We start from the raw sequence: 19,456 nt of genomic DNA, 5'->3' as shown, positions 1-19,456 counted from the left end.
CCATGCTCTTTTCCAAACCACTGCCAAACGAGCTTGCCGTCGGACATCTATACCGTATCTGGGTACTAAACGAGTATGGAGGTTCTGATCACTATAATCAGTCGCTAGTTTTTTCCAGGGCAACCAAGATGCTACGCCCTGCAGGCTGTGCCCATCCATGGACTGCCAAACATACTCATGCAATCTTAGCGTATTTCTCTGGGCTCAGTGAAACAGAGTATCGTACGCGACATACTTTACTTGCGCTGACAAAGCATTGGCGCAGCATATCAGATCAAACACCAGTAAAAGAGACAAAAGTTCCCGTCTACTCCTTTGCGAATTTTTACTCTGAAAGCACGTCGGCCTCATATCCATTTAAATTCTGTCAATACTGTCGAGAGCAAGACTTACTCGCGTACGGAATGTCCTATTGGCACAGAGAGCACCACCTTCCTGGGGTCGATATATGTCCCATCCACGAAGTGGCGCTCTGCCAAGTGTCTTGGAGGCAGGCATATACAACTCCTAATCCAGCTACTTTAGAAGGCGAGCAATTGGATGAAGCCCTTATGCAGGCTAATATGCATCCCATCTTGTCCCGATATCGAGCCCTCGTTCTGCGAGCCACAAATGAGGCGACACATATACAGTATGGTAATGCCCACAAGCACCTTCTGGAACGTCTAGTAAAATTGGGATTGTATAAAAAAAACCCATCGCACCATTGCATATATACCTACCTAAAAAACGATCTTCCCAAGTATATTTATACTCACACCCCTAGCATATGGCTCGACCGCCATTTCTCACCCGATTACAGAGAACTGACAACACCGACTGCGCAGGTAGACAAATTTAACTACCATATGGAGCTAAATCAAATCGAATTTCTCGGCAATATAAAACCACCGCTTTTACTTCTGATGCTAGCAGCTATATTTGATTCTACGGAAGATATCTACAAATTACTGTTTACATCAAATCCACCAAACGGAGACCATGCCACTAAGCTCGCATAAAGCATACTGAGCGCGATTCCGATATGGCAATTATTGTGTTAGACCACAACCACGAAGGTGATGCTAGACATCTACGCCGACTGATATCACCATCTAGAAACAGCGCAGGATCTGAGATTGAAGCAGATGATTAAGCTGATTGATCATGCCATACTTTGCTACGCTCAAAACTGACAATTTGCCATCAGCTTGATTACATTTTTGTCATCCCGTGTGTATCGACTGATCACCGATCGAAGCTTGAGCTTTGCCACCTTGGCGATCTAATTAGCAACCTAAGCCAGACATTAGGGTCGAATCATATTGCGGTCCAGAAGCACGCAATACTGTACCATCCGCGCTTGATCACCGCATCTAATACAGTACAATGGCTGCCACTCTTTGGGGAGTAGCCAACTTCTGAGCGATTCAGAAGAGTTCGTGTCAACATCCTCGACTTCCGTCGTGGCACGAATAGCCGAAAGGTAGGCAAGACCATTGACATTTCTGCGTATCTGGTCGGGCGCGCAGATATGCCATGGCCGCCTGACCAGGATCCCATCATGAGCTTTACCTCTCTCGTTCTCTTGGCCCTTGCTATGTCCACTGACGCGTTTGCCGCAGCGATTGGCAAAGGCGCAGCCATGCAAAGACCCCGCTTTTTCCAGGCACTGCGCATCGGCCTGCTGTTTGGCATCATTGAAGCGATCACACCCGTCATTGGCTGGGCCATCGGCTCGGTAGCTGCTGCGTGGATAGAGGAATGGGACCACTGGATTGCTTTTGTTCTGCTGCTGGCGTTGGGCGGGCGAATGACCTGGGAGGGAACCAAAACAGAGGATGAGGCTGCCTGTATAGAGGAGCCCAAAGATCAATCCTTCGTAACGCTTACCCTGACAGCTGTCGCAACCAGCATCGACGCGATGGCCGTCGGCGTGGGTCTTGCCTTCATCGATGTCAGCATTGTTGAAGCAGCGCTTCTTATCGGGCTGGCGACAACGGTCATGGTGACTATCGGCATCATGGTTGGACGATTCCTAGGGAACGTCATCGGGAAAAAAGCCGAAATGCTCGGTGGACTCGTACTAATTGGGGTCGGTACTATGATTCTCTACGAGCATTTATCGACCGCGCTGGTCAATTGAAATCAGCTCTTGCGGCAATAGCAGTAAACAAACCTTTGCAAGGCTCCTGATGGCGTATGGTGATCTTCCTTTACATGCTGCATGAGCGTGAACGAGGCGCCAAACTCGCCGTGAAGCTCCTCAAAACTGTACCGCGCGACTGGCAGCCCACTGCACCGCGTCGGGCCATCCTCGGCAAAGGTGGCGACAATCACGTGTCCGCCCGGCCGGACTGAACGCAGAACCTGATCAACATAGGCATGGCGCTCCTGCTCCGAGATAAGGAAGTGGAAGACTGCACGATCATGCCAGACGTCGTAGGCATTTTTGGGAAGTTGTACTTCGGTAATGTTTGCTTCCTTCCACTGGACAGCACGCGCGCGGCTACCGAGTCGCTGCTGAGCTGCTGCCATGGCTGTCGCAGACAGGTCGAGAACCGTAATATTGGAAAAACTGCTATCTAGAAGATCATCAACCAACGTGGAAGCTCCACCTCCCACATCGATAATAGATGCGTCGGCAGGTACTCCAGCTTCCTTGATTAGCCTCAGCGACAACTTGGCGTGTGGTTGAAACCAGCTCACGTGATCACTCGACTTGGAGGCGTAAACGGTATCCCAATGTTCCTTTGACTGCATGGCTGATCCTCTCATCGCACATCTACTCTGCGCGATACGCTTGATGCCTCCACAAGGCTTCTTCCAGTTCACCTCCTTAGTTTATCCTCATTTCGCCAATATCTGCGGCACCAATGACGCACGGCCTCTCAACAAACTTACCAACTCGTGGCATGGGAATCGACTCAGATAGAATTACCACATCCTTGGGGCCAACCTAGGCAACCACACAACATAGAACTTCAAGTATTGTGTGGTGATTATTGTTAGAACCGAACGAAAAATAAGCGTGAAAATGACATCATTAACGACTCACGGCTCATCTGTTAAAGCGGTTAATGCCTGGGAGGTGTTTCTCATTTTCCTTCGGCTCGGGCTTACCTCGTTTGGCGGACCCGTTGCCCATCTTGGCTACTTTCGAGAGGAGTTCGTTAACCGCCGATGCTGGCTCAGCGACGACAGCTATACGGATCTTGTCGCGCTTTGCCAGTTTTTGCCTGGCCCTGCCAGTAGCCAGGTAGGTTTGGCGCTTGGGCTATCTCGTGCAGGATATGGCGGTGCGCTCGCAGCTTGGATGGGATTCACCCTCCCGTCGGCGGTCATGCTCATACTTTTCGCACTCGGTATTTCAACGTGGGGCGAAGCTATCCCAGGCGGCATACTGCAGGGCTTAAAAATTGCGGCGGTAGCCGTCGTGGCCCAAGCGGTATGGGGGATGGCGCGTAACCTCTGCACGGGCGCCCTGCGAGTGACCATGATGGCTATCGTGGCTTGCGTAGTCCTGGCATGGCCAGGCGTTTGGAGCCAAGTGAGCGTGATTGTCGCAGCAGGACTCGCCGGTTTGTTTTTGTTCAAAGCAACCGAAGGATTGGCGCATGAGCCGCTCGATATTACAGTGAGCCGTCGTACTGGTGCCATTTTCCTGGCGCTATGCATTGCTCTGTTGATTGGCCTGCCTCTGCTTGTTCAGACCTGGCCGAGCCAGGCCTTATCCATGTTCGATGTGTTTTACCGGGCCGGATCCTTGGTTTTTGGTGGCGGGCATGTCATCTTGCCTTTATTGCAAGCCGAGGTTGTGCCTAACGGCTGGGTGGCCAACGATACATTTCTGGCGGGCTATGGTGCCGCCCAGGCCGTGCCAGGCCCTCTCTTCACGTTTGCCGCCTTTTTGGGCGCGTCAATGACGGCATCACCAAATGGCTGGCTGGGCGGCCTGCTTTGCCTGGTCGCCATCTTTGTGCCCTCGTTTCTGATTGTGTTGGGCGCGCTGCCGTTTTGGGAACAGTTACGCACCAACCTGCGTATGCGAGCTGCGCTGATTGGCGTGAATGCCGCAGTAGTTGGGCTGTTGTTGGCTGCCCTTTATGATCCTGTATGGACCAGTGCGATCCATAGACCCACCGACTTTGGACTGGCGTTAATGGCTCTTGTTGCCTTGATGTTCTGGCGCCTTCCGCCCTGGCTCACTGTGTTGGGATGTGGACTAGGCGGCTGGTTACTCAGTATTCTCGTGTAAGAAAGGTATAGTTAAAAAACTCCCACTGGCGTATGCATACCTTGGTGTCAATCATGACACGCTTTCAAGTGAAGGCCAATGAGCCGCCTATATTCTGTCTCTCAATGCGCATGGGTGACATCCTCGGCTGGAGCTTTGAGCGAACCGATCTTCGCCGCACGCAGCAGCACGTCAATCTCTCCTGCCTGCTCGAACTGCAGTGTGACGGGAACCTCCTCACCCTTAATGATGGCTTGCTTCAACCCCATGAACATGAGGTGTATGCCTCCTGGTGCCAGCATCACTTCCTTGCCTGCGGGGATTTCTACCCCGTCCTTCAACCAGCGCATTCGTGCCATGCTGTCAATGGTTTCCGAAACATGGATCTCAGCCTTTTCAGCCAGCGGGGAGCTCGCGCCTACCAGACGGTCGGCCTGCTTGCCGGTATTCGTCACCGTCACATACCCACCCCCTACCTGGATGCCTGGGGGTGTCGCGCGAACCCATGCATCGTGCACCGTAATGGTGGAGGGCTCCGCCGCTTGAACCATCGGAATGATTGCTGCCAACAGAGCGACAATCACGCAATGTCTGAATCGTGTTCTGATCAATGGAGCACCTTTAAGTTAAAAAAATATGGATTGAAATGTAGTTTGGCCACACGTGATCAGTCTCGGCTTCGATAACGCAGCAAGCGTAGTGCATTCGCTGTAACGAGGACGGTGGCGCCCGTATCCGCCAGGATGGCCATCCAAAGCGTAGTCACACCCAGCACCGTCGTCACGAGGAAGATCGCCTTCAAGCCTAATGCCAGACTAATGTTTTGCCAGATGTTGCCCAACGTAGCACGCGATAAGTCGATTAGATCTGCTATGCCCGCGACCCGGTTCTGAAGTAGTGCGGCATCAGCTGTCTCGAGCGCCACGTCTGTCCCGCCTCCCATCGCCACACCCACTGAAGCAGTAGCCAATGCGGGGGCGTCGTTAATCCCATCTCCCACCATCGCCACATGCCCATCCTGCTTGAGCGCTTCAATGGCAGCCAGCTTAGCTTCAGGTAGTAGTTCGGCCTGTACGCCAACCCCGAGCAGTCGCCCAATCGCGTCACCAGTGCGACGGTTGTCGCCCGTTAGCATGACAGTTTTGACGCCCATGCCCGCTAAGCGCTTTAATGCCTGCGCAGCGTCCTGGCGCGGTTCATCACGAAGAGCGATGAGACCATCAACCTGTTTACCCGCCAGTACTACGACCACCGTCTTGCCTTCTTGTTCAAGCGCGGAAATAGTACGCCGAACAGACTCTTCGATGGGAGCGAGCTCTTCGGCATAGCGCGGCGAACCAACCGAGACAAACCCCGTCTTCAAACGAGCAGTGACCGCCTTGCCGGGAATTGCCAATGCCCCACCAAAACTCTGAGGCAACTCCAAGTTCCGTGCTTCGGCCGCCGCCACGATAGCCGCGCCTAAGGGATGGCTGGTCTTGAGCTCCACCGCTGCGGCTCGAGCTAGTACCTCATCCTCAGTGCCGTTGAGGACTACGATGTCAACAATGCGGGGGTGTCCTTCTGTCAGTGTGCCGGTCTTATCGAATGCAACTGTTTTGACCTTGCCCAGTATTTCAAGCGCCGCCCCGCCCTTGACCAGCAATCCACGCCTCGCCCCAACAGCCAAGCCAGAGGCGATTGCCGCAGGAGTAGAAATGACCAACGCGCACGGGCAGGCAATAAGCAAAGTAGCCAAGCCGCGATAGATCCATGTCATCCAATCCGCGCCAAACAACAAGGGCGGCACGATAGCGATCAGCCAGGAAACCAGCATCGCAACGGGCGTGTAAACGCTGCTGAACCGGTCAATGAAGCGCGCCAGCGGGGCCTTGGACTCCTGGGCCTCTTCGACCATATGAATGATTCGCGCAATAGTGTTGTCGCTTGCTGTGCGCGAGATCGACATGCGCAGCTCGGCATTACCGTTGATGCTACCGGCGTAGAGATTTGCACCGGGCTCCTTCGCCACGGGCACTGACTCACCGGTGATGGGAGCCTCGTTCACCTCGGATATGCCTTCAAGCACAGCACCGTCGGATGGCACACGATCGCCCGGCCTGACGATCGCGATATCGCCAACCCCCAGTTGCTCTACGGGCACCGTTTCAAGTTTTCCCTCTCGTTCGCGGATTGCCTGTCTTGGCGCCAGATCCATGAGTGCTTTGATCGCGGAACGTGCCCGCCCGGCCGCCACCGTTTCGAGCAGCTCGCCCACCGCAAATAGAAATATCACTACCGCCGCCTCTTCGGCGGCGTCAATCGCAAGGGCCCCGAGGGCCGCCACGGACATGAGCGTTTCGATACTGAACGGGGTTCCCGTGATGGCACTGGCGTAAGCTCGTCGAGCGACCGGAATAATGCCAACAAATGCGGCTGCGGAGTACGCCCAACGCTCCCACTGCGGGAAAAATTGCGCTACGCCAACGGCTACGGCGAAAGCCAGCCCCGTCATCCACACCAACTTGGCTTTTTTCCCGGCCCAGAAAGGCAGCGACTCCCGTTCAGCGGCTGACGCTCGAGTGCCAACAGCCCCCTCGCCAACCGGAGTAAATCCAAGCGCACGGATTTGTGCTTCGATATTGTGCTGGCTACTGCGGTCTTCATCAAATGACAAGGCCAAACTTTCCCGACCATAGCTGACATTGATATCGGTAACGCCAGGCAACCGCTTCATGGCGTTTTCAATCTTGACTGCGCAGGCGCCGCAATCCATCCCCTCGATGCGTAGCTTTAGGGCTTTGGCGCTGGACATGGCGGACTCGACAAGAAATTGATAACGACAGTATGATAAACCCCGTAGTAACTACAGGGTCAAACCTATGAACGCACGCACACTGACCATCGGTGTTCTGGCTCGGGCAACTGGTACCAATATCGAAACCATCCGCTACTACGAGCGCGAGGGATTGCTTCCAAAGCCTGAGCGCACCAAGAGCAACTATCGCGCTTATGAAGCTGACCACCTGCAGCGACTGGGATTTATCAGGAAGGCACGAGATCTAGGATTCTCTTTATCCCAGGTACGCACGCTGCTATCGCTCTCCGACGATAAATCGCGATCTTGTTTTGCGATTGACGAGATCGCCATGGAGCATCGAAAGGCCGTCGAACAAAAGATACAGGATCTACACGCCCTGAAAGCCGAACTCGACAATTTGATCGATCAGTGTAGTTGCGGCACGGTGGCGGAATGCCGCATCATCGAGTCACTTTCACCTTCAGCCGGCTTGGCATGATTGACCCAAGAGTCCAATCCTTACCTACATTGAACAAATTTAGTGCAACCACAACGATTCAAAGACTACTCCGATAAGTGCTCCAGCACTGACGTTTTTATAGACAAATAAGGCTGCGGCGGCCACGATGGCAATCAGCATCAACCATGCAGATATGCGCGAAGCGCAGTCAATGCTTATGTCGATGATGGGCATCTGGAAAATGCTCGTGGGCATGAGTTAACGGCTCATGACGATGCCAATGGTTATGCGCTGTACCCGGCGCGACAGGCACATCGTGCGAATGCTGGTGATGCTCGTCATGGGTATGTCGGTGCTCATGCTCCAACGCTTCATGGGTATGGCTATGGCTATGGCGCTCAGTCAAGTGCAGCCAAATCCCGACGGCCATCAAGGCCCCTGCGACCAGCAAGGGCACGGTGACCGATTCGCCCAGAGCAATTGCCAATACAGCACCAAAGAACGGTGCGACTGAAAAATACGCTCCGGTACGCGCTGTGCCCAGATGACGTAGGCTGACCACGAACAACGCGAGGCTTACGCCATACGCCAAAAGGCCCACCACCATGGCGCCAGCCAGGCTTGGCCACGCAGGCAGCGAGGCGCCCAAAATAAACGCCAGGATCAAATTCACGATGCCAGCCACTAGCCCCTTTATCGAGGCGATCCACGTGGCATCGGTGAGCGCGACCTTACGCGTCAGATTATTATCGATTCCCCACCCCAGACAGGCCCCGAGCACCGCCAATGCGGGCCAAACTCCGGCAAAGTGCGCTTCGCCCGGCCAGCTCAACACCAGCGCCCCTGCCACAATCGCTACCATGCCGAACGCGATACGGCGATCAAAATTCTCTTTAAAGACAAACCACGCCAAAAGTGCCGTGAACACGCCTTCTGCATTGAGCAGCAAGGAGGCACCTGAGGCCGGCATCCCTGTCAAACCCAGCATGAGCAAAACGGGACCGACCACACCTCCAGCGCCAATGGCTCCGAGCAACCAAGGCACTTCGCAGCGCGGTAGCCGCACTGCTGGCGCGCGCGTCAAGCGGCGATAAAGCGTAAGCCCAATGCCCGAGCCTAAATACAGCAGGCCAGCCAGCAGCCAGGGGCTGACACTCTCAAGCAATAATTTAGCCAGAGGTGTCCCTGCTCCGAAAAGCAGCGCCGCCAGTAAAGCGGATATCACGCCCGGTTGACGTAGATTCTGCTTCCAGTGAGGTGTAGACATGCGAACTCTATAGAGATTTGGTGAGATATTCGCTTGACTCGTGCAATGCTGAAATCAGCGGACATTTGACTGCATTGTGCGCTGAACCGCATTGGGCCACGAGTTGATCCAGTGCCCTTTCGATGCGCTGCAGATCAGCGAGTTTTTCGCGTACGTCTAGAAGTTTATGCTCGGCGATCTCACGCGCTTCCTCGCAATGCATGCCATCGTCAAGCTTCAGCAGTTCGGCTACTTCGGCCAGGCTAAAACCCAGCCGCTGCGATGCTTTGATAAAACGCACCCGATCAAGATCAGCGTCGGTATAGCGGCGAATACGGCCATAGGCGCGCTCTGGTAGAGGCATCAGACCCTTGCGCTGGTAGAAGCGAATAGCCTCGACATTAATTCCGGCCGCCTGCGCCATCAGACCTACCGTCAGCGTTTTTGAGGTTTTTTTCATTGATTGACTCTGTACTTAAGTACAGAAGTAAGCTTACACCATGCAAATAAATTCCACGAGCAAAAATACGACGACGACACAGGCCAAGCATCCCGCATTGCTTGCGGGCGGTATCGCTGCCCTCCTGGCGTCGACCTGCTGCCTGGGACCACTGGTACTGATCACACTGGGCTTTTCAGGGGCATGGATTGGCAATCTGACAGTGCTCGAACCATATCGGCCTGTCTTCGTGAGCGTGGCTTTAGTAGCGTTGTTCTTTGCTTGGCGAGGCATCTGGCGACCTGTCCTGGTCTGCTCATCTGGGAATGTTTGTGCCACACCGCAAGTCAAGCGTATCTATAAATTGTTATTCGGCACCGTATCCGGGCTAACGCTGAGCGCACTTGCGTTCCCCTACGTCGCCCCATGGTTCTACTAGAAGGAAGAAGTCATGAAAAAAATGCTTGTAGCCGCCGCATTGAGCATACTGACCGCTCCAGCTTGGGCCGTTCCCACGACTGTTACTTTATCTATACCGACGATGGACTGTCCGGTATGCCCTATTACGGTGAAGAAAGCACTCACCAAGGTGCCGGGTGTCAGTCAGGCAGAAATAAGCTTTGAAAAACGGCTGGCTACCGTGACGTACGAGAGTACTAAGACCTCCGTGGATGCCCTTGTGCAAGCTACGACGAACGCAGGCTATCCTTCGATATTGATGGAGCATGCAAAATGAGTGCCGTTATCCTGGAATCGACGCTGACTTGCCCGGAATGTGGGTATACCAAAACGGAAACCATGCCGACCGACGCCTGCCAGTGGTTCTACGAGTGCGAACAGTGCCATACCGTACTAAAGCCTAAGCCTGGAGACTGTTGTGTTTACTGCTCCTACGGCTCGGTGCCGTGTCCACCAGTTCAGGGTCAAGGGAAACAGAGCAGTTGTTGCAACTAAGCCAGTCGATAAGAGTTCAACATCGCTAACGTTAATTCTGTTATTGCTTCTAGGACGAGGTGTACTAAGATGCGCCAGTGCCACACCCCGTCCTTTCTACTCATCGCCCCATCATCCCGCCCATCATAATTGCCATACCGACAAATCCAATGACAGCAAACAGGCCGATTGCTGCCAGCACAATAAGAAGTATTTTCACCAGTTTGTTTTCCATGCTTTTCTCATTAAGAGCGGCTGAAATTAGCTAGATTGACACGTGTTTGCTCATTCATAATGTCGCCCCTTCCTTGGCAATCTGAGTCCAGGTCATGCCTTGATTGTGGCTCACATAAACGCTCCGCTTGAAGGTTGCGATCGCGAATTCGTCATGTTTAAGGGGATTTTGCGCGATATAGGCGATAGCGTCGTCGCTAGCTACCTGGATTTGAACTGTATTGACCTTCGCATCACCAGCTAGGGCAATCCAGCTAAGCGCTGGCCCACCAGCATAGTTACTAAACCAAAGACGTTTGCCATCCAGGTCAAACCATTGTGCAAGCACTTGTTTTGCGCCGATTATTTGCTCAAAATGATCACCTGCATCGCGTGATAAATACAGTCCATCCCCAGCGCCAACGGCGAGAATTTTATCGTTATTAGGATGGACAGCCAGACTATTAATTTTAGCTTTTAGCCCATTGGCAGTGGCCCGACTCCACTTTGCCCCTTCGGATCGTGTGACGTAAATTCCGGCCGCTTTCATTCCGCTATTTGCCTGATGATTAAGCACATAGATGGTGTTAGTTCCATAACTCGTGGCCAATGTATGGAAATCTGACTCACCCTCCAGTCCCAGCTTTTGCCAACTCTGGCCACCGTCAGTACTCTTGATCAGACCAAAGGGATTGATCAGACCCGATCCAGGCGCCGGATGCCCACTGCTGTAGAGCGTATCGTGTGTTGCAGAGAAACCCATATAGTCATGTTTTGGACCTGTCATTACTGACCAGTGATCCTGCGCGTAAACGGCTATACCGTGATGACTCGGGATGAGAATCTGTTTGCCATCGGCGCTGTAAGAAAGGCCATGGATGTGCATGAGTTCGATTTGCGCTCCAGCCTCTAGCTTGGTTGACGCGCCTGCGTTATTTATCGCTGTTGGCGCCGCGATGGCGAGCGGTTGCCAGCCTAGTGCGGATAAGGCCACGATCCCTGCTGCGGCGAGCGCCGGAGTGGCTATTTTCTTTAAATCAGTCATTTTTGTTCCGATAAGGTATGCCCAGGCCTCCAACTCATCCAATAGATTGGGGGCCTGGACAATCAACCATTAGTCTTTTTAATCAATAGACCTTTAGCGTCCGGCATTTTTAAACAATTCACCTGACTGCCTAGCCGCATCAAGCTCGGCCAGTACCTCGACTCGCGTCTTGGGATTAAGGTCGGGAACGCGAGGTGGGTAAACGAGTGGTTCGCCATGGCTCAACGTGCCTGCGGCGCGAGCCGTAGCCAACTCAGCCAGCACCTGTTGGCGGGTTTTGGAGCTGACAGCTTGTTGCTCAGGCGGGTACGCCCGCTCACCCTGAGTTAAGAGGCCGAGAGCCTTGGCCTCCTGTAACTCAGCGATTACCTGAGCTCTAGTTTTAGAGACTGACGTAGCGGCATCAGAATTAGCGGCCTGCGCGATTCCTGCGACTAACAACAAGGAAATCATCAAGACACTCATTTTGGTTTTCATAAAATACTCCAATTATTATTAGAAAAATATCGATTTGGCGTAGTGCGCCATCCTCGCATCAACGCTAGGCGTTTTCATTTATCAAGCTGAATTTTTTCTGTCTTTACCTCGTTTTCCCTATGGCATGAGTTCATGCTTTTCATCATGAAAAGCATCGTCAACGGGCAAATGAGAAAAAGAAAAAATGGGGCGGATGCTGAAATAAGCACCCGCGCAGCGGGCAGCGTGAAATAGGCAATGGCGAGCAGCGAGCCCACAGTGAGGCCTACCTTAACCATGGTTTTCATATCGCACTTCATATTTGAATTCCTTTGATCCTGCTACGTAACGCGGCTAATATCGAACGCACAATGCGTCGGCACAGCGATTACGCCCAAGCAGCGTCTAATGAGCACTGCTTTGTGCTATTAAATAAGGGGTATCAGGTCAATACCGTGTCTGTGGCAAATACGCAGACACACGTACCCCCCAATACGTGCCGCATTGGCAACGTATGGGAGCTAGCACTTGCGGATCAAATTTGGAAGCTACAGTACAGAATAGCGAGGGAGCCGTTACGTCGAGAATGACGAACTGCCGGGGAGGCAGGACTGGCTGTCGAGATGACTTGAAAGACCGACACAATCTCCGGTCTCCAGACCATAATTACGAGTTCTGGATTTGATGACGGATACGGTGCTTCAGACCGGAGCATCCATGCTTGGGTAATGCATATCTCCGAGCTCGCCTGGCCGGCAAACAGGCATTTTGAACCCTTCACGGAATAGCCATCAATACTCTGGTGACAAGGCATCTGGCCTGTTGCCATCTGAGTGGTCTTCACATTGTTGGATTCCGCGTAGGCTTGCGCGGACTGCGTCAACAAACCAAACATCAGCACCACGATATACGCGATGCTGATCAGTAAGTTGCGCGAGATATTTCTCATAATGTGACTAATATTTTGTGGAACTCGTATCAGAGCTAACGTTAATATGCTTTTAGCTTAAACCTTACCACCGGAGGAAGGTCAAGCACATTTTGAAAAAATACTGCAACACTAGCCAGAGTATTTAACCTTGCGTGGTAAGCGTTGACTGTAGATGCTCCTAAGGTTCATAATTCGTCCAATTGCAGCTCCTCATTCGTCATGCATTCCCCACACTCCAGTACCCATCGATCGTTAATTCTAGTGTTGCTAATCACAACGCTCCTATTCTCGCGTGTGGTGCTGGCAGGCTACGCTTGCCCTCTGCCTCAGCTACAGGCTGAGGCCTCAGCATCTCAGATGAATGGCGCCGACTGCACTCAGCCGGCTGATCACTCCAAGATGATCGACGAAGCACAGCCTTTGCTGTGCGCGCAGCACTTCTCGGATGAACAACAGGCCACGAATGCCATAGCGCAACCCTTGGCGTCCGAGCCTGTTCTTTTCGTCGCTTACCCCCTCCCTCTACCCCTTGCACCACAAGTTTGGCAGCCAGCCGCTTATGACCCTGCGTCAGCTTCAGACAGTGGTGATGACCCACTCTTCCTCCTGACGCTCCGGCTGCGCATTTGACCTGACTCCGATTTTCGTTGCCAAGGCCACGGTGAACGCCGTGCCTTGTTTTCGTTCGCCTATTCGGAGTTAATTATGCTCGAACCACTACGCGCGCTCGTATCGCAGCGCGCCGTGATGCGCACTCGTATTCTGTGCGCGCTACTGGCGCTCGCCAGCGCAAGCGCCTACGGCCAGAACGGCGGCCTGACGCTCGACACCGCCCTCTACCAAGCCTCTCAGCGCTCGGCGGCCATACAGGCCAGCCAATCATCCGTACTCGCCAGCACTCACGCCGCCGTCAAAGCTGATCAATTGCCCGACCCTATGCTCAAGGCCGGGGTCGATAACCTGCCGATCAACGGACCAGATCGCTACTCGCTCACGCAAGATTTCATGACCATGCGCTACGTCGGCATCGAGCAGGAATGGGTCTCTTCTGGCAAACGTGAGCGCCGTTCAAGCCTTGCAAATCGCATTGTCGATAGAGAGCAGGCAGCCACGCTGGTGCAGCTCGCAAACACGCGCCAACAGACGGCAATCGCGTGGCTTGACGCGGCGTATGCGCAGCGGGCCCTTGCGCTCTCCAATGCCTTGGTTGAGCACATGACCCATGAGCTCGCAGCGATTCGCGCCTCCTATCGCGGGCTCAGCGCGAGCGCAGACGATGTGACACAAGCGCAAATCATGCGCTCTCAGGTCAAAGACCAGTTGCTTAAGGCGCAGCAGACTTCCCGCTCGGCGCTGATTGCGTTGAGCCGATGGGTGGCCGCCCCGGTGACTGCGATCGCAGGCGACATACCGCCATTGGAATCCCACGTGGCCGATCTTACACAGGAGGAACTGAACCAGGTTCAACCCGAGCTCCTTGCGGCTGAGCGTGATATTTACGTAGCGGACGCCGACACATCGGTAGCCAGCAGCAATCGAACGCCGAACTGGACTTGGGGCGTGACCTACCAACAGCGGGGAAGCCAATACTCAAACATGGTCTCCGTCGGAGTTAGCATCCCACTGCCCATTTCTCGGGCGAATAGACAGGATCAGGATGTCGCTGAAAAAGCGGCCCTTGGCAACAAGGCACGTTTGATGCTGCGAGAAACCCAGCGTCAGGTTCACGCCAACATTCAAAGCCTGTCTACCTCGCTCGCCAATGGGCGCGAACGAATCGCCAGCCTGAACAACACGCTATTGCCCGCAGTCTCCCAGCAAGTCCGACTCGCGGCAGCCGCCTACAAAGCGGGCTCGGGATCGCTAGCCAGCGTATTCAACGCCAAACGCGCGCAATTGGATGCCCAACTCCAGGTTGTGGATCTCGAACGCGACGTGGCCCAGGTCTGGGCCCAGCTTGAATACCAGGTTGTCTCCACCAACAATCTGATCGGCCAAAAGGAATGAACATGCGACAAGCTAACTTGGCACGCTCCTTATTTGCGCTCGTTGTCATCGCTGCACTGCTTGGCGTCGGCTATGTTTTCGGGTCTCGCCATATCCTGAGCACGCCACCCGATTCTGCTATGGCCTTTACTGCGAGTGATCAGGCAGACAGCAAGTCGGATCGAAAAGTCCTGTACTGGCACGATCCGATGGTCCCGAGCCAGCATTTCGATAGGCCGGGAAAATCGCCCTTCATGGATATGGCGCTGCAACCCGTCTATGCGGACGAAGGCGGTGCCACCGGCATTAAGGTCGATCCAACGCTCCAGCAGAACTTGGGCATTCGTTATGCGACCGCCCAGCAGCGCCAAACCAAGAACGGTTTCGATGCGGTGGGCACAACACAGTTCGATGAGTCCCGCGCAGTCGTGATCCAGTCCCGTGTGACGGGCTATATCGATGAGCTGTACGCGAATGCACCGATGCAGCAAGTCGCCAAAGGCGCCCCGATTGCTTCCTTGTTCGTACCAGACTGGCTCGCACCGCAGGAAGAATACCTAGCGTTAAAGCAAAGCCATGCTGATCGAGGCATGCTCTCAGCCTCGCGTGCACGTATGCGGGCAATGTCCATCCCGGAGGACATCCTCAATGCGATTGATCGAACCGGCAAAGCGCAAAGCCACATGACCTTACGCGCGCCGCAGGCAGGCGTCATCGCCGAGCTCAACGTGCGTAACGGTGCGATGGTGTCACCGGGACAAACGCTGGCCAAGGTCGCTGGCTTGAGCAAACTTTGGCTCGTGGTCGAAATACCGGAGTCAATGGCTCTTGAGGTGCACCAGGGTATGAGCGTGAACGCCGTATTCGCGGGAGACTCTACACAGCATTTCACAGGACACATCCGCGAGATCCTGCCAGGAATCAGCAGCACCAGTCGCACGCTCCAGGCCCGCCTCGAAATCGACAATGACGACTTCGGGATGACGCCGGGCATGCTGATGCGCGCTCACATCAGTGCGGCGATCGCCACTCCGCGCCTGATCGTCCCCTCCGAAGCCGTGATTACAACCGGGAAGCGGTCCATCGTGATCGTTAAGAACACCGACGGTCGTCTACAACCTGTCGAAGTCAAGATTGGCGAGGATCTGGGCAACAACACCGAGATACTAAGCGGACTGAGTGAAGGTCAACAGGTCGTGGCATCCGGCCAGTTTCTGATCGATTCGGAAGCGAACCTGAAGTCCGTCCTCCCCAAGCTGACGGATAACCCCACCATGAGCAGCGCGGGCAGTTCCGCCGCCTCGGCGTCCGCTACGCCTGCACCAGTCTACGAGACGACCGGCAAAGTCGAGCACGTCACAGCCTCTGGCATCACGTTTTCACACCAGCCGGTTCCTGCCCTGAGCTGGCCTGCAATGACCATGACGTTCGGTAAGCCTTCTGCGGCCGCATTCCCCGATATCGAGGCCGGCCAAACGGTTCGCTTCGTCTTTAAGCAATCAAGCGATGGATACCAACTGACCCAGGTTGAACCAATCGCGGGAGGCACACAATGATTGCGCGCCTCATTCATTGGTCGATCCATAACCGCTTTCTGGTGCTCTTGGCAACGCTCGTGATCGCCGCGTGGGGTGCTTTTTCCCTCCTGAACACACCGGTCGATGCATTGCCGGATCTCTCCGACACCCAAGTCATCATCAAGGCATCCTACCCGGGCAGAGCCCCGCAGGTGGTCGAGGACCAGGTGACCTATCCGCTCACCACCACCTTGCTCGGCGTGCCAGGCGCCAAAACCATCCGAGCATATTCATCGTTTGGCGATGCCTTCGTGTATGTGCTGTTCGATGACAACACTGATCAGTATTGGGCTCGATCCCGGGTACTGGAGTACCTGAATCAAGTACAAAGCCGGCTTCCTCAAGGAGCCACCGTTTCGCTCGGACCTGATGCCACAGGTGTAGGTTGGATCTACGAATACGCACTGGTGGATCGCACTGGGACGCACGATCTGGGGCAGCTCAGAGCACTTAACGACTGGTTCCTCAAGTTCGAGCTCAAGGCAGTGCCAGACGTCTCCGAAGTCGCCTCGATCGGCGGCATGGTGCGTCAATATCAGGTGGTTGTGGATCCCGATAAGCTGCGTGCCTACGGAATCACTCTGGCGACAGTCGGTGAGGCGCTGGGCAAGGCTAACCAGGAATCGGGCGGCTCGGTGGTCGAGCTGGCAGAGTCCGAATATATGGTGCGCTCCTCCGGGTATCTACGCTCTCTGGAGGACTTCAGGAATGTAGTACTCCGCACGAACGATACCGGGACACCAGTCTTGTTGGGCGACGTGGCGCGCATTCAGATTGGACCGGAAATGCGTCGTGGCATCGCTGAACTCAATGGCGAAGGCGAGGTTGCTGGCGGCGTCATTGTGATGCGCTCTGGGAAAAATGCCCTCACCACCATCAATGCAGTCAAAACCAAGCTTGCCGATCTAAAAAAATCCTTGCCCGCTGGTGTCGAGGTAGTCACGACGTATGACCGATCGCAACTGATCAAACGAGCGGTGAACAATCTGACGCATAAGCTCATCGAGGAATTCATCATCGTCGGACTGGTCTGCGCCTTATTTCTATTTCACCTACGCAGCGCCTTGGTGGCTATTTTATCGTTGCCGCTGGGAATATTAGCCGCGTTCATTGTGATGCGCTACCAAGGCATTAACGCAAACATCATGTCGCTCAGCGGAATCGCGATTGCTATCGGCGCAATGATCGATGCGGCCATCGTGATGATAGAAAACGCACATAAACACCTGGAGGCGTACGAGGAACGGCACCCCAGTGTGCCGATTACAGCGACCCAACGCTGGGAGCTGATTGCAACCTCCACTGCGGAGGTCGGGCCTGCGCTCTTCTTCTCTCTCCTTATTATTGCGCTGTCGTTTATCCCTGTGTTTTCGCTCGAAGGGCAAGAGGGGAAAATGTTCGCGCCCCTGGCCTTCACGAAGACCTACTCGATTGCGGCCGCAGCGGGGATCTCGGTCACGCTCGTGCCCGTGCTCATGGGCTACTTCATTCGCGGCCGCATCCCCCATGAAATGTCCAACCCCATCAATCGCCTATTGATTTGGCTATACCACCCCCTGCTCAATGCCACGCTCAGGCGACCTTGGGTCGTCATTGGGCTCGCCGTTATTGCATTGGCGGTCACCTTGGTTCCTGTATCACGCCTGGGCAGTGAATTCATGCCGGCACTGGACGAAGGGGATCTCTTATACATGCCTACGGCTCTGCCTGGAATTTCTGCCCAAAAGGCCGCTGAACTGCTGCAGCAGACCGACCGCATGATTAAGACAGTTCCCGAGGTGGCCACGGTCTTTGGCAAGTCTGGTCGAGCGGACACCGCTACTGACCCGGCTCCGCTCGAAATGTTTGAGACCACTATCCAGTTCAAACCCCGCGATCAGTGGCGCCCTGGCATGACGCCCAAAAAGCTGATCGCTGAGCTGGATCAAACCGTTAAGGTACCCGGCCTGACTAACGTCTGGGTGCCACCCATCCGAAATCGGTTGGACATGCTCTCGACAGGGATTAAAACACCCGTCGGGGTCAAGATCTCGGGCGGCGATCTGGCGCAAATCGACAAAATCGCGACACAGGTCGAAGCAGCAGTCAAAAATGTACCGGGTGTGACCTCTGCGTTGGCGGAACGCTTGAACGGCGGCCACTACATCGACGTGGATATCAACCGTCTCTCGGCGGCTCGCTACGGCCTGGCGATTACGGATATCCAATCGGTCGTGTCCTCGGCGGTGGGTGGCGAAAACGTAGGCGAAGTGATCGATGGTCGTCAGCGCTTCCCTATCAACGTTCGATATCCGCGTGAAATACGAGACTCATTGGAAAAGCTGCGCCAGATCACTATCGTCACCGACAAGAGGGCCCAGATCCGCCTTAGCGACGTCGCAAACCTGAAGATCTCCGATGGCCCACCCATGATACGCAGTGAAAACGCCCGATTGACGGGATACGTCTATGTGGATATTCAAAACGCGGATCTCTCCTCTGCGGTCAAAGCCATGCAGCAGGCCGTGGCCAAGAATGTCACGCTGCCAGCGGGGTATTCAATTGCGTGGTCTGGTCAATTCGAGTACCTGGAACGGGCTGAGGCGACGCTACAAATGGTCATCCCCATGACCCTTGCCCTGATCTTCGTCCTCCTGTTCATGACCTTCAATTCGGCGGCCGATGCCCTGCTACTAATGCTCACCGTGCCGTTTGCTCTGGTCGGTGGCTTCTGGCTGATCTGGTTGCTCGGTCACGCGATCTCGGTCGCCACGGCAGTCGGATTCATCGCCCTCGTCGGCGTCGCGGCTGAGTTCGGCGTGGTCATGCTGCTGTATCTGAAAACCGCACTAAACAGTCGACTGCAGGTCGGCATGGCGCTGACCGAGTCCTTGCTGCTGGAGGCGATTCAAGAAGGAGCGGTCCTGCGCGTTCGGCCCAAATCCATGACGGTAGCCGTCATCTTGGGCGGGCTATTTCCCATCATGCTGGGTGAAGGAACCGGCTCGGAAGTCATGCAGCGGATCGCCGCACCCATGATCGGCGGGATGGTGACGGCGCCCCTCTTGTCTGGGTATTCCGGTTGATCGTGACCACTGATTCCGGCATCGTGACCAGGCAGTCCGGTATCGTGACCACTGATTCCGATGATCGTGACCACGCCGGCGGCGGTTGGCCGGATCAAGCGCGGATTTGA

At 54.6% G+C, this 19,456-nt stretch carries 17 protein-coding genes, 1 pseudogene and 1 riboswitch; of the genes and pseudogenes, 10 read left to right on the top strand and 8 right to left on the bottom strand.

The genetic code is table 11. The annotated features are described in order from the left end of the window. The first annotated feature begins 2 nt into the window (after positions 1–2). Together OOZ48_RS18585 and mntP are read left to right on the top strand one after the other, a co-directional pair. Positions 3–1,001, top strand: a complete 999-nt coding sequence (locus OOZ48_RS18585; protein ID WP_442867599.1) for a TniQ family protein — start codon at positions 3–5, stop codon at positions 999–1,001. A gap of 371 nt (positions 1,002–1,372) precedes the next feature. After that, a riboswitch (yybP-ykoY riboswitch) is annotated at positions 1,373–1,538 on the top strand. Positions 1,539–1,543: 5 nt separating this feature from the next. Next, positions 1,544–2,125, top strand: coding sequence for a manganese efflux pump MntP (gene mntP / locus OOZ48_RS15635; protein WP_269499750.1), 582 nt, complete (start codon positions 1,544–1,546; stop codon positions 2,123–2,125). Between the two features lie 2 nt (positions 2,126–2,127). Here the strand turns inward: mntP and OOZ48_RS15630 are convergent, their stop codons facing one another. Then, positions 2,128–2,742, bottom strand: coding sequence for a class I SAM-dependent methyltransferase (locus OOZ48_RS15630; RefSeq protein WP_269499749.1), 615 nt, complete (start codon positions 2,740–2,742; stop codon positions 2,128–2,130). Between the two features lie 274 nt (positions 2,743–3,016). Here OOZ48_RS15630 and chrA point away from each other — a divergent pair, with 274 nt between their 5' ends. Further along, positions 3,017–4,237: a chromate efflux transporter gene (gene chrA / locus OOZ48_RS15625; protein WP_269499870.1), complete on the top strand. Its 1,221-nt coding sequence runs from the start codon at positions 3,017–3,019 to the stop codon at positions 4,235–4,237. 101 nt (positions 4,238–4,338) lie between these two features. Here chrA and OOZ48_RS15620 read toward each other — a convergent pair whose 3' ends face one another. Together OOZ48_RS15620 and OOZ48_RS15615 are read right to left on the bottom strand one after the other, a co-directional pair. Beyond that, positions 4,339–4,800, bottom strand: coding sequence for a copper chaperone PCu(A)C (locus tag OOZ48_RS15620; RefSeq protein WP_269499748.1), 462 nt, complete (start codon positions 4,798–4,800; stop codon positions 4,339–4,341). 83 nt (positions 4,801–4,883) lie between these two features. After that, on the bottom strand, positions 4,884–7,010 hold the full coding sequence (locus OOZ48_RS15615; protein WP_269499747.1) for a heavy metal translocating P-type ATPase: 2,127 nt from the start codon (positions 7,008–7,010) through the stop codon (positions 4,884–4,886). Between the two features lie 67 nt (positions 7,011–7,077). Between OOZ48_RS15615 and OOZ48_RS15610 the strand changes: the two genes are divergently transcribed. Next, positions 7,078–7,494 (top strand): MerR family transcriptional regulator, encoded by a 417-nt coding sequence (locus tag OOZ48_RS15610; protein ID WP_269499746.1) that lies wholly within the window; start codon positions 7,078–7,080, stop codon positions 7,492–7,494. 169 nt (positions 7,495–7,663) lie between these two features. Here the strand turns inward: OOZ48_RS15610 and OOZ48_RS15605 are convergent, their stop codons facing one another. Then, a complete protein-coding gene (locus OOZ48_RS15605) occupies positions 7,664–8,722 on the bottom strand; it encodes a DMT family transporter (RefSeq protein ID WP_269499745.1) in 1,059 nt (352 codons plus the stop codon). Positions 8,723–8,729: 7 nt separating this feature from the next. After that, complete coding sequence (merR, locus tag OOZ48_RS15600) at positions 8,730–9,161, bottom strand: Hg(II)-responsive transcriptional regulator (RefSeq protein ID WP_269499744.1); 432 nt, start codon at positions 9,159–9,161, stop codon at positions 8,730–8,732. Positions 9,162–9,201: 40 nt separating this feature from the next. Here merR and merT point away from each other — a divergent pair, with 40 nt between their 5' ends. Genes merT through OOZ48_RS15585 form a run of 3 tightly spaced genes read left to right on the top strand, consistent with a single transcriptional unit; the run spans position 9,202 to position 10,094 of the window. Next, the gene (gene merT, locus OOZ48_RS15595; protein WP_269499743.1) at positions 9,202–9,579 is read left to right on the top strand and encodes a mercuric ion transporter MerT; all 378 of its coding nucleotides are present in this window, start codon (positions 9,202–9,204) and stop codon (positions 9,577–9,579) included. A gap of 12 nt (positions 9,580–9,591) precedes the next feature. Continuing rightward, on the top strand, positions 9,592–9,876 hold the full coding sequence (gene merP / locus OOZ48_RS15590; protein ID WP_269499742.1) for a mercury resistance system periplasmic binding protein MerP: 285 nt from the start codon (positions 9,592–9,594) through the stop codon (positions 9,874–9,876). Beyond that, entirely contained in the window at positions 9,873–10,094 is a 222-nt protein-coding gene (locus tag OOZ48_RS15585; protein ID WP_269499741.1) for a GDCCVxC domain-containing (seleno)protein, read from the top strand. Before merP ends, OOZ48_RS15585 begins: the two co-directional genes overlap by 4 nt. Before the next feature lie 268 nt (positions 10,095–10,362). On the opposite strand, the gene OOZ48_RS15580 is transcribed toward OOZ48_RS15585, so the two are convergent. The 3 genes from OOZ48_RS15580 to OOZ48_RS15570 form a co-directional block, all read right to left on the bottom strand. Beyond that, positions 10,363–11,331 carry a F510_1955 family glycosylhydrolase gene (locus OOZ48_RS15580; RefSeq protein WP_269499740.1) on the bottom strand — a complete coding sequence of 323 codons (969 nt, stop codon included), beginning with the start codon at positions 11,329–11,331 and terminating at the stop codon, positions 10,363–10,365. 93 nt (positions 11,332–11,424) lie between these two features. Continuing rightward, entirely contained in the window at positions 11,425–11,808 is a 384-nt protein-coding gene (locus OOZ48_RS15575; protein ID WP_269499739.1) for a DUF4148 domain-containing protein, read from the bottom strand. A 74-nt stretch (positions 11,809–11,882) separates the two neighbouring features. Further along, on the bottom strand, positions 11,883–12,095 hold the full coding sequence (locus OOZ48_RS15570) for a DUF2933 domain-containing protein (protein ID WP_269499738.1): 213 nt from the start codon (positions 12,093–12,095) through the stop codon (positions 11,883–11,885). 1,328 nt (positions 12,096–13,423) lie between these two features. On the opposite strand from OOZ48_RS15570, the gene OOZ48_RS15565 reads away from it, so the two are divergent. The 3 genes and pseudogenes from OOZ48_RS15565 to OOZ48_RS15555 all read left to right on the top strand — a co-directional run. Next, entirely contained in the window at positions 13,424–14,725 is a 1,302-nt protein-coding gene (locus OOZ48_RS15565) for a TolC family protein (RefSeq protein ID WP_269499737.1), read from the top strand. 2 nt (positions 14,726–14,727) lie between these two features. Beyond that, complete coding sequence (locus OOZ48_RS15560) at positions 14,728–16,260, top strand: efflux RND transporter periplasmic adaptor subunit (protein WP_269499736.1); 1,533 nt, start codon at positions 14,728–14,730, stop codon at positions 16,258–16,260. Beyond that, a pseudogene (locus OOZ48_RS15555) lies at positions 16,257–19,331 on the top strand (efflux RND transporter permease subunit); the annotation flags it as partial. The gene OOZ48_RS15560 and the pseudogene OOZ48_RS15555, both read left to right, overlap by 4 nt. Positions 19,332–19,456 lie beyond the last annotated feature (125 nt).

Origin of the sequence: Castellaniella sp. S9 (assembly GCF_027257175.1) — a bacterium.
Lineage (GTDB): Bacteria > Pseudomonadota > Gammaproteobacteria > Burkholderiales > Burkholderiaceae_B > Castellaniella.
This window is presented reverse-complemented; position numbering and strand designations above follow the sequence as displayed.